Below are 10,892 nucleotides of genomic sequence, written 5' to 3'. Positions count from 1 at the left end.
GAGTTCCTGGCATCGTGACCGCACGCCTCGTGCCCGCACGAACCGGTACGGCGGCTCAGCCCCGCAGGAGGTCGTGCTCCATGGCGAACAGGGCGGCGGCCGCGCGGGTGGAGTTGCCGATCTTGCCGTAGATGTGCTGGACGTGGTGCTCGGCGGTACGGCGCGAGATCACGAGCCCGCTCGCGATCTCCTTGTTCGACAGGCCGCGGGCCAGCAGACGCAGGACGTCGACCTCGCGGTCCGTGAGCCCGGCGGGCCGGCTCGGCCGTACCTGTGACGGCGCTTGCCCGGCGGCTTCGACGACGGCCCGCACGCAGTCGGGATCGAGGCGACCGGCCGCGGCCTCCTCGGCCAGCAGGTCGGCGGCCCGGGCCGGGCTGCGGGCGGGCCGGTGAGGGCGATCCTGGGTGGCCGCCTGGAAGGTGTCGGCGGCCGCGAGTATCCGGGCGGTCACGGGGATCCCGGCAGCCGAGAGCCCATGGTGGTAGCCGCTGCCGTCCAGTCGTTCGTGATGCAGACCCGCGATGCGCCCCAGCGATTCGAGGACGTGCGAGCAGGCCAGGATCCGCTCCGTGTGGTAGGGGTGCAGCCGGATCTGTTCGCGTTCCGTACGGGTCACAGGGCCGGGCTTGTCCCAGATCCCGCTGGGGACGCCGACCCGCCCCAGGTCGTGCAGGAGGGCGGCGCGCCGTAGGTCCTCGACCTCGCGTTCCGCCAGCCCGAGCGAGCGGGCGGCTCCTTCGGCCAGCTCGGCGACTCCCGCCGAGTGCCCCAGCAGGTAGGTCGCCTTGAGATCGACCATGTCCGCGAAGCCGCGCGCCACCTGGTCGAGCTCGCCCCCGCTGATGTACCTCACGGGCGGGGGCTCGGCTTGCAGGACCGCCTCCCACGGATCCACGGCGTCGATCTCGCGCAGCAGGGCGCTCCCGCGGCGCTCGAAGACGTCGACGACCGACGGATCGAACCATCCACCGGCCCGTCGCTCCAGCATGGCCATGGCTGCCTCCGGCCCGCCCTTGCGGTGGAACAGCAGTGCCTGGTTGGCGACTTCGCTGATCCGTGCCGGGAGCACGATCTCGTCCTTGGCCAAACCCTGCGGCAGCCCCTTGCCGTCCCACCGCTCGAACTGCTGGTACAGACAGTCCCGGACCTCCTGGTCGAGCCCTAGCCGGCCGGCGAGCAGCGAGGCCGCCTCACAGATGGACTGGAAGATCTCTTTCCCGTGCCGGAGGTTGCCGACTACGGCCCGCGTGAGCAGGCGCGGCCGGTGCACGCCCGCGCCCCGGCCAGTGCCGAGCGTCAGAGCGAGCGCCTCCCGGACGTCGCCGAAGTCCGCGGGTTCGGCGGCCGACCGTGACGCCAGTTCGTCGCCCCCGTACAGGCGGGCCTCGACGGCCGCAGTGGCCGTACAGCCGAGGTGGCGCAACAGCGAGGCGAGGTGGACGCCACGCACCTGTCCGTCGGGCAGGTCGAGGGCGCGGGCCAGACCGGTTGCCAGCAGGCACGACCGGATCGCCGTCTCCGGCGGTCGCCCCATGCCGAGATCCGTGGCAACCGGCAGGGCGGCCAGCAGATCCATCAGCCGCAGCTGGTCCCGCATGGTCACTCCGCAGTCGTAAGCGATGTCCATTTTCCCACGTGCCCGGGCGGCTGGTTTCCGGCCACGCCCGTGACCGGTACTCATCGGCGAGTCGCAGTAACCGCAGCGGAGGTGTTCGATGCGACCTTCCGGCATCATCGCCTCCGGCTCGGTCCGAGCCCACACTGCTGTCTTGGAGATTCCCTGGCCCCTGAGCCCTGCCGGATCGCGACTGCAATGGCGAGACCCGATCAAGGAACACCGGCAGGGGCTGACCGGCCAGGACCACTACGGACACCACTGACCAGGCCCGTCCGCGCAGCCCGTGCCCCAGCCGTGCCCGTAAGAACGGTCAACAGCGGTCGGATACGACCCGACCCTGCATCCCCCGATCCCTCTCCACACCACATCTTCCCTGGTCAGGAGGCATTCCCCAGCGCAAGCGCCGTCGCTTCCCAAGCTGAGAGCGCGAGTTCGATTCTCGTCACCCGCTCCAGAGAGAAACCCCAGGTCAGTGGCCTGGGGTTGCTGTTTTTTGAAGGCTCTCCGACGGATTTCGCCCCGTTGAGCCTACAAAGATCGGGCAGGCGAGGGCGCGAGTGCTCGGCGGGCGCCGTGCAGTGGCTGCTCTCATACGCTGAAAGACGCCGCTGGCCAGCGGTTTCATCGCATCTGTCGACGGCGTACCCGTGTCCGAGCCCTCAGGCTGCCGTTCCCCCGGCGGTGGCGCCGGAGCGCTTACGAAATCCTGACCAGGCGCGCGGATCCCGGGATACCCGCCGAGGAGAGTGCCACTCTCGTTCTGCTCGTCTCCCAACAGGTGAGCGGCTCCGTGGTGTTGGGAAGCGGCCGCCACGGAAGGGGAGCCCGGGCCACCCGGGGCTCCCTGCGTACCCGTCGTTGTCGAGACCGGTGCGTACGGCTCGATACCGGACGACGCTCCGGGGGCTCACACGCGGCGTCGTTGCCGAATCGCCGCCCTGCGCGGCAATGACCAGCTGCTCCACGTAGTGCGCCAGAACCTGAGTGGGAACAGCGCTGGGTGCGGGGCCACTGCCCGACGCGCTGCGTCGCCGTGCTGGTACGAGCGGTGGCTTTCGACACCGCAGCCTCCCCCACAGTCAGTGGAGGCTTCAGCCGCTCCCGCACATGGGTCTCGCTACCGGTGCTCGGGGTTCTCGTAGTCACGGCGGCAGCCGGCGTCCCAGGCGGTGCGTTGGTTGCCGTAGGCGGGGATGCCGCCCAGGTCCTTCAGTGCCCGGGCCAGGTGGAGCAGGTTCCAGGTCATGAAGGTGGTGTTGCGGTTGGTGAAGTCGTTCTCCGGGCCGCCCGAGTCGGGGTCGAGGTACGACGGTCCGGGGCCGGCCTCGCCGATCCATCCGGCGTCCGCCTGGGGAGGGATGGTGTACCCCAGGTGTTGCAGGCTGTAGAGGACGTTCATGGCGCAGTGCTTGACGCCGTCCTCGTTTCCGGTGATCAGGCAGCCGCCGACGCGGCCGTAATAGGCGTACTGGCCGGCGTCGTTGAGCAGGCTGGAGCAGGCGTAGAGGCGTTCGATCACCTGCTTCATCACGGAACTGTTGTCACCCAGCCAGATGGGGCCCGCCAGTACCAGGATGTCGGCCGCCAGGACCTGCTGGTACAGGTCCGGCCAGGCGTCCGTCTCCCAGCCGTGCTCCGTCATGTCGGGCCACACACCGGTGGCGATGTCGTGGTCCACTGCCCGTAGGACGTCGACTCGTACCCTCTGCGCGTCCATGATGGCGGTGCTGCGGTCAATCAGCCCCTGCGTGTTGCTCGTGCCGGGCGACCGTTTAAGTGTGCAGTTGATCACCAGGGCCCGCAGGTCGTCGTACCGGGCCGGCGGTGCGTCAGTGGCGGGCGACGAAGTGGTCACACGGTCCTCCCTGAGCCTGCCGCCGCTCGGTGTCCGGCGGCGAGTCCATATCCGGATCCAGCGTGCGGGCCGACCGCGGAAAACGCCACCACAGCGCCTCCGAATGGCCTCGGCGATGCTTGAAGCTCCGGCACGGGTCGGTACCCCGTCACTGGTCCCCGGGCGGCGGCCGACAGGTGGCCGAGGCGGGCGGGGCGTGCCTACGGTCGCCCCATGGGCACCGAAAGCGCGACCGGGTCGCGGGACACTGCAGCAGTGGATGACGTCGCGCACCTGTTGGTGCGTTGTCTGCGGGCCGAGGGCGTCGAGTACGTCTTCGGGATCCCCGGTGAGGAGAACATCCGTTTCGTCGACGCGCTGAACGGCTCCGGGATCCGGTACGTCCTGGTGCGTCACGAACAGGCCGCCTCGTTCATGGCGGAGATCTACGGGCGGCTGACCGGCCGGGCCGGTGTGTGTTCGGCCACGCTGGGGCCTGGCGCGATCAATCTGCTGCTCGGCACCGCGGACGCCATGACGAACAGTGCGCCGCTGGTGGCCCTGGCCGCCCAGGGCTCCCTGCGCCGCATCCACAAGGAGTCGCACCAGGTCATCGACCTGGTGTCGATGTTCGCTCCCGTCACTCAGTGGTCGGCCCGTATCGAGTGTCCGGACGCAGTGCCGGAGATGACACGCAAGGCGTTCAAGGCGGCGCAGAGCGAACGGCCCGGAGCAGTGTTCCTCGCGGTCCCCGAGGACGTCGAAGCGGAGCGTCCCGCCGGGCCGCTGGCGCCCCTGCAGATCGATACGGTGCGGGCCGACGCGCCGTCACCCTCCCAGATCGCACGGGCGGCCGAAGTGCTTTCGGCCGCACGGCACCCGGTCGTGCTGGCAGGCCATGGCGCCGCCCGAGCCGGGGCCTCGGCCGCCCTGGTGCGGTTCGCCGAACGGCTGAACATCCCGGTAGCGACCACCTTCCACGGCAAGGGCGTCTTTCCCGACGACCATCCGAACGCCCTCGGCGCGATCGGCTTCATGCGCCACGACTATGGCAATTTCGGCTTCGACGCGGCCGATGTGCTGCTCTGCGTGGGCTACGAGATCCAGGAGTTCGACCCGGCCAAGATCAACCCGAACGGTGACAAGCGGATCGTTCACGTCCACCGCTTCCCCGCCGAGGTGGACACCCACTACCCGGTCACCGTGGGTGTCGAAAGTGACCCCTCGCAGGCGCTGGACGCGCTCGCGGCAGCACTGCCCGAAGGACTCACCTACGATTCGGGAAGCAGCGAGAAGATCCGCGCCCTGCTCGACGAAGAGCGGCAGTACGGACGTGACAACGACGCGTTTCCCCTGGTGCCGCAGCGCGTCGTGACCGATGTGCGCACCGCGCTGGACCGCCACGACATCGTGCTCGCCGACACCGGCGCCGGAAAGATGTGGATGTCCCGTCTCTACCCCACCTACGAACCGGACACCTGCCTGGTCTCCAACGGCCTGTCCACGATGGGGTTCGCACTGCCGGGTGCCATCGCCGCCAAGCTGGCCCGGCCGGACCGGCGCGTCCTGGCGATGATGGGGGACGGCTCGTTCCTGATGAACTCTCAGGAACTGGAGACGGCCGTCCGTGAACGCGTCCCGCTGGTCGTCCTGGTCCTGGTGGACGAGGAATACGGCCTGATCACCTGGAAGATGGAACTCGAACTCGGCCGCCACAGCCACACCCGGTTCACCAACCCTGACCTGGTCGCCTACGCCGAAAGCTTCGGCGCACGCGGCTACGTGATCGAGAGCGCCGACCAACTGCTGCCCGCACTGCGTCGCGCCCTCGACGACAACTCGGTCTCCGTGATCGCCTGCCCCGTCGACTACTCCGAGAACCTGCGCCTGACCGACAGGCTGGGCAGTCTCCACGGCCCGTTCTGATCCGACAGCCCCAGAGCCTCCCGGCTGGCATCGGGAAGGACCCCACACCGGCGAACCCGCCACGGGGCCGTCGTCGGCCACACCGTCCAGGCCGGCCTGTACGTCCGCAATCCGGCGTCCGCCTCCGACAGAAGCCATCTCGACGCAGGCCGGCGAAGCCTGCACCCACGCGTTCCGGGCCCACTCTCCGGACCGCGTGCCCATAGCGTGCCCTTAAGAGCGGTCAACCACGGTCAACAGCGGCGCGACCCCGTCCGGCCGACTGCTGTACCAGGGCGCTTGAGGCCAGGTCAGAGGCTGTCTGGCCCTTCAAGCGCCGTCGCTTCCCAAGCTGAGAGCGCGAGTTCGATTCTCGTCACCCGCTCCAGAAAGAAACCCCAGGTCAGCTACCTGGGGTTTCTTGGTTGTCTAGACCGCAGCGGTGGCAGGCCCCTCATGTTGGGCCGTGCAGGAGTGGCTGCTGCCGGTGACCGACAACGGTGCTGCCGATGGCGGGACCACCGCCCGGTGATCCACGGGATCATTCACCGGCTCAGCTCCGGGAGTGCAGTGGCGTGAGCTGCCCGAACGCTTCGACCCATGGAAGACCGTGCACAAGGCGGCACTTGGGAGACAGTGCTCCGCCGATGTCGGTCACCCGGCCCATCGCTCGGCGTCCGACAGGCCCGCCAGGGCCCGCGCCGTGATCTCCGAGACCGGGCCGACGGCGTCGACCGTCAGCAGGACGGCCGAGTAGTGGGCGAGGAGGGGCGCGGTCTGGTGCCGGTACACCCGCTGCCGGTGCCGGATGACGTCTTCGGTGTCGTCCGGTCGGCCGCGGCCCAACAGCCGTGCCACGACGACGTCTTCAGGAGCGGTGAGCTCCAGCACCGCATCCAGCGCGGTGCCGGCGGCGCCCAGTATGGCGGTGAGTTCCCGCGCCTGCGCCACCGTGCGGGGGAATCCGTCGAGGAGGAAGCCGTGCCGGGCGTCCGGCCCCGCGAGCCGTTCCCGGACCATGCCGACGGTGACGTGGTCGGGGACGAGTTCACCGGTGTCGAGATAGCGCTGAGCCTCCCGTCCGAGCGGGGTCCGGCGCGTCACGTGCTCCCGGAACAGGTCTCCGGTGGAGATGTGAGGGACGCCGAGCCGCTCGCTGAGCACGGCCGCCTGGGTGCCCTTGCCCGCTCCAGGAGGGCCGATGAGGACGAGTCGCATCAGTGCTGCACACCTTTCAGGTTCACGTCGGATTCGCGTCGGATTGACGTCGGATCTGCTCGGCCATGTCGGTCAGGCGGCCCGGGACGGGCAGGCGGGTCGCTCGCTGAGCACGAACACCGGCCCGTGTGCGGGACTCGTCCGGCGGGTCAGGAGGTCGCACGCCGCCTCGGCCGCGGCCGTCCGGTACGCGTCGGCACCCAGCGACGGGCTGGGTACGAGGGTGTGGACGTCGACCCGGGGTGCCAGTTCGGCGGCCAGCCACTCGGTGAGCTCGGTCAGTCCCGCCAGGGCGGCGTCCTGCGGCCCGCCGCGTGCCGTTGCCGCGACCACGTTGACCACCGAGCCGCCGTGCGCGGCCATCCAGCGCCAGTAGGCACGCTGCACGCAGGCCAACGGGGTCACGAGGTCGCTGTGCAGGGCGTCGCGCAGGGCCAGCGGGTCCAGTTCCATCAGCGGACCGGGCCGGGGCCGGGCCGCGACCAGGTTCACGAGGTGGTCGAGGCGGCCGAGGCGCTCGACGACCGTGTCGACGGCCCGGCCGAGCGCGGTGAGGTCGTCACGGCCGCAGGGCAGCGCGAGCACCAACGACCTGGGTGACGCCACGAGGCGTGCCTCGTCGGCATTGGGGCCCGCCAGCGCCACGTGGGCACCGCACGCCAAGAGGCTTCCCGCCACCGCGTCGGCGAGATCGCCCTCGCCGGTGACGAGCACTACCCGGCCGGTCGGCGTGCTTGCGCGTCCCATGTCCGTCTCCCCTCGTGGATCGCAGGTCAGTCGGCCTGCGAGGATCCGCCGGTGAGACCGGCGTTGATCAGGTCCATGACCGAGGCGTCGGCGAGTGTGGTGACGTCGCCGACCTCCCGGTTCTCCGCGACGTCCCGCAGCAGCCGGCGCATGATCTTCCCGGAGCGGGTCTTGGGCAGCTCGGGGACGACCATGATCTGCCGGGGCTTGGCGATGGGGCCGATCTCCTGGGCCACGTGCTCGCGCAGCGCACCGGTGACGTCCCCCGCGGACCAGACTGTGCCGCCGCGCAGGATGACGAAGGCGACGATGGCCTGCCCCGTCGTAGCGTCCGACGCGCCGACCACGGCAGCCTCCGCCACTGCGGGATGCGACACGAGTGCCGACTCGACCTCGGCGGTGGAGATACGGTGCCCCGAGACGTTCATGACGTCGTCGACCCGGCCGAGCAGCCAGATGTCGCCGTCCTCGTCGTAGCGGGCGCCGTCACCGGCGAAGTAGTAGCCCTGCGCGGCGAAACGGGACCAGTACGTCTACCGGAACCGCTCGCTGTCGCCCCAGATGCCGCGCAGCATGGACGGCCACGGCTGGTCGAGCACCAGGTAGCCGCTCTCGCCCTTGCCGACCTCCCTGCCCTGGTCGTCGACCACCTTGGCGGAGATCCCCGGCAGGGGGGTCTGGGCCGAACCGGGCTTCGCGGCCGGGCCGCCGGGCAAGGGTGCGATCATGACGGCGCCGGTCTCGGTCTGCCACCAGGTGTCCACGACCGGCGCCCGGTCGCCGCCGAGGTGCTTGCGGTACCAGCGCCACGCCTCGGGGTTGATCGGCTCGCCGACGCTGCCGAGCACTCCGATCGACGACAGGTCGTAGCGGGAGGGGATGTCCTCGCCCCACTTCATGAAGGTGCGGATGAGCGTGGGGGCCGTGTAGTAGACGGAGACTCCGTACCGCTCGATGATCTCGAAGTGGCGTCCCTCGTGCGGGGTGTTGGGCGTTCCCTCGTACATCACGGACGTCGTGCGGTTGGCGAGCGGCCCGTAGACGATGTACGAGTGCCCGGTGATCCAGCCGATGTCGGCCGTGCACCAGTAGACGTCGATGTCGGGATCGAGGCCGAAGACCGCGCGGTGGGTGTAGGCGGCCTGGGTGAGGTAGCCGCCGGAGGTGTGCAGGATGCCCTTCGGCCTACCGGTCGTGCCCGAGGTGTAGAGGATGAACAGCGGGTGCTCGGTGTCGAAGTCCTCGGCGGTGTGCTGGTCGAACTGGGCGTCCACCAGCTCGTGCCACCACAGGTCGCGGCCCTCGGTCCAGGGCACCTCGATGCCGGTGCGGCGGACCACCAGGACGTGCTCCACGCAGGGCGTGGCCCCGGTCGCCTCGTCGGTGTTCGCCTTCATCGGCTCCGCCCTGCCCCGGCGGTACTGGCCGTCCGCGGTGATCAGCAGCCGCGCCTCGGCGTCCTCGATACGGGACTGGAGCGCGGCCGGGGAGAACCCGCCGAACACCACACTGTGCGGCAGCCCGAGCCGCGCGCAGGCCAGCATGGCGAACACCGCCTCGGGGATCATCGGCAGCTGGATCGCGACCCGGTCCCCGGCCCGCAGGCCCAGGGAGAGGAGAGCGTTGGCCGTCTTGCAGACCTCACGCCTCAGGTCGGCGTAGGTGATCGTTCGGGTGTCGCCCGGCTCGCCCTCCCAGTGGAAGGCGGCCTGGTCGCCGTGGCCGGCCTCGACGTGCCGGTCCACGCAGTTGTACGCCACGTTCAGCCGGCCTCCGGTGAACCAGCGGGCGAAGGGCGCGTCCGACCAGTCGAGCACCTGGTTCCACTCGGTGTCCCAGTGCAGCCGTCCCGCCTGCTCCGCCCAGAAGGCCAGGCGGTCGGCCGTGGTCTGCTCGGGCGGTCCGGGCACCGCCTCGCCCGCTGCGGTGCGCGGGCTCTCGTGGCGGACGCGGTGGTCGGAGCGCGCAGACATGTGGATCCTCCAGTGGGGTGCGGGTACCGGGGACGGGTCGGCCGCGCCCGAGGGAGCGGTGGAACGCGGCGGACCCGTCCGCGGGTGGCCACAGTGGCCAGACAGGGTTGGCGTGAGGTTGGCGGTGGCGGATGCGGCGTACGGCTACGGACGTGCGGCGGTCCAGCGGCTCACCACGCGTAGCGCGAGGCGTGGTTTCAGCGGTGCCGTGGTCCCTCGGCGCAGGGCGCCCTGCCAGACGCCCCAGCCGTAGGCCAGGTCGTCGAGGCGGCGGAGCGCCGTGTGCGTGAGCGGGGAGAGCGAGCTGCCCGAGCGGCGGTGGTCCACCAGCCCCTCGGCGACGGCAGCGGCGATCAGCAGGTACCGGGCGCGGCGGTTCACGGCGGCCGCTGCGACCGCGACCGGCCAGTGGTGCCGGGTGGCGCAGCGCAGCAGTTGCTCGGCGGTGCCGCGCAGCGCGGCGAGCGAGAGCAGGGCGCCCGCGCGGGCCGGATGGTCGGCGTCGGGCATCCGGCGGGCCACGCGCAGGGCGGTCACCCCCGTCAGGGCCGCCGCCAGTGCCGCCGGGACCGGCCTGCCGCGCAGCAACAGCGCGCAGGCGGCCAGCGACCAGGGGGCGGCGTACAGCGGCGGCACCTGGCCGGGGTGACGCAGTGCCAGGTCGGCGGCTCCGGTGCCGTATCCGGCTCGTTGGGCGAGCCAGCCGCGCAGGTCGGTGCGGTGCCGGTGACGCACGCGGGCGGAGGGGACGTAGCGCAGCCGCCAGCCGGCCTCGTGCAGCCGCATGCACAGGTCGACGTCCTCGCCGACGCGCATGGCCTCGTCGAAGCCGGGACCGACGGCCTCGCGGCGGACCACGATGGTCGCGCTCGGCACGTAGGAGAGCGCGGACACGGGCACGACCGGTCCTTCCGCCGCGCCCATGTCCAGCGGTGAGCGGATCTCCTCGTACCGGTCGAGGAGCCCGGGAGCGGGCACCGGCAGTGCGGTCACCCGGGGTGCGGCGAGGGCCAGCGCGGGGTCGGCGAACTGTGCCAACAGCGGTGCCAGCCAGCCGGGTTCGGGCACCACGTCGGAGTCGCAGAACGCCACGTAAGGAGTACGGGCGTGGCGCAGCCCGGTGTTGCGGGCCGCCGCCGGGCCCCGGTTGTACGGGTGGGCCAGCAGCCGGGCGCCGTGCCGGCAGGCCACTTCGGCCAGGGAGGCGGGGTGTTCGGAGCCGTCGTCCACGACCAGCACCGGCAGGTCGGAGGTCGCCGGGTCGGCGCGCAGGGCGCCCAGGAGACGGTCGAGCTGGTCGGCGCGGTCGCGGACGGGGACCACGACCGTGGTGTCGCCGACCGGCACGGGGGCGGAGCGCGGGTGCACGACGCCGGCGTCCAGGAGCCGCCGGGCGAGCGCGGCGCTCGTGGCGTCCGCGACGGTGAACCGGCCGTCGCCGAGCCGGCGGACCGCCGCGTCGGTCAGTCTGACCAGCCGCAGGGGCGAGCCGCCGGCCATGAGCCGTCCGTCCCGCGACCGGTGTGTGCCGTGGGCGAGTTCGACCGTGAACCCGTGGGGCAGGGTGGCGTCCGGCGGCGACGGCAGCCGGGCA

General features: G+C 71.2%; 6 protein-coding genes and 1 pseudogene. 1 reads left to right on the top strand and 6 read right to left on the bottom strand.

All coding sequences use genetic code 11. The features are described from left to right. Nucleotides 1-55: 55 nt before the first annotated feature. Nucleotides 56-1,630 (bottom strand): HD domain-containing phosphohydrolase, encoded by a 1,575-nt coding sequence (locus ACTWQJ_RS36455; protein ID WP_443310740.1) that lies wholly within the window; start codon nt 1,628-1,630, stop codon nt 56-58. 1,108 nt (nt 1,631-2,738) lie between these two features. After that, nucleotides 2,739-3,476, bottom strand: a complete 738-nt coding sequence (locus ACTWQJ_RS36450; RefSeq protein ID WP_443310739.1) for a flavodoxin family protein — start codon at nt 3,474-3,476, stop codon at nt 2,739-2,741. Between the two features lie 213 nt (nt 3,477-3,689). On the opposite strand from ACTWQJ_RS36450, the gene ACTWQJ_RS36445 reads away from it, so the two are divergent. Further along, nucleotides 3,690-5,381, top strand: a complete 1,692-nt coding sequence (locus ACTWQJ_RS36445) for an acetolactate synthase large subunit (protein ID WP_443310738.1) — start codon at nt 3,690-3,692, stop codon at nt 5,379-5,381. Between the two features lie 633 nt (nt 5,382-6,014). Here the strand turns inward: ACTWQJ_RS36445 and ACTWQJ_RS36440 are convergent. From ACTWQJ_RS36440 to mftF, 4 genes and pseudogenes are all read right to left on the bottom strand, one after another. Beyond that, nucleotides 6,015-6,578, bottom strand: a complete 564-nt coding sequence (locus ACTWQJ_RS36440; RefSeq protein WP_443310737.1) for an adenylate kinase — start codon at nt 6,576-6,578, stop codon at nt 6,015-6,017. A 72-nt stretch (nt 6,579-6,650) separates the two neighbouring features. Then, nucleotides 6,651-7,325, bottom strand: coding sequence for an SDR family oxidoreductase (locus tag ACTWQJ_RS36435; RefSeq protein WP_443310736.1), 675 nt, complete (start codon nt 7,323-7,325; stop codon nt 6,651-6,653). Between the two features lie 26 nt (nt 7,326-7,351). After that, nucleotides 7,352-9,298, bottom strand: a pseudogene (acs, locus tag ACTWQJ_RS36430) (acetate--CoA ligase). 144 nt (nt 9,299-9,442) lie between these two features. After that, entirely contained in the window at nt 9,443-10,885 is a 1,443-nt protein-coding gene (mftF, locus tag ACTWQJ_RS36425; protein ID WP_443310741.1) for a mycofactocin biosynthesis glycosyltransferase MftF, read from the bottom strand. Nucleotides 10,886-10,892: the final 7 nt, after the last annotated feature.

It is taken from the genome of Streptomyces sp. KR55, assembly GCF_052245645.1.
GTDB lineage: Bacteria > Actinomycetota > Actinomycetes > Streptomycetales > Streptomycetaceae > Streptomyces > Streptomyces flavusporus.
The sequence above is the reverse complement of the archived record's forward strand: the minus strand, read 5'-3'. Positions and strand labels throughout refer to the sequence as shown.

Bases quoted from the DNA above. Each gene is read 5' to 3' on its own strand.
- ACTWQJ_RS36455 (WP_443310740.1), bottom strand. From the start codon at position 1,630: ATGGACATCGCTTACGACTGCGGAGTGACCATGCGGGACCAGCTGCGG.
- ACTWQJ_RS36445 (WP_443310738.1), top strand. From the start codon at position 3,690: ATGGGCACCGAAAGCGCGACCGGGTCGCGGGACACTGCAGCAGTGGAT.
- ACTWQJ_RS36435 (WP_443310736.1), bottom strand. From the start codon at position 7,325: ATGGGACGCGCAAGCACGCCGACCGGCCGGGTAGTGCTCGTCACCGGC.
- ACTWQJ_RS36440 (WP_443310737.1), bottom strand. From the start codon at position 6,578: ATGCGACTCGTCCTCATCGGCCCTCCTGGAGCGGGCAAGGGCACCCAG.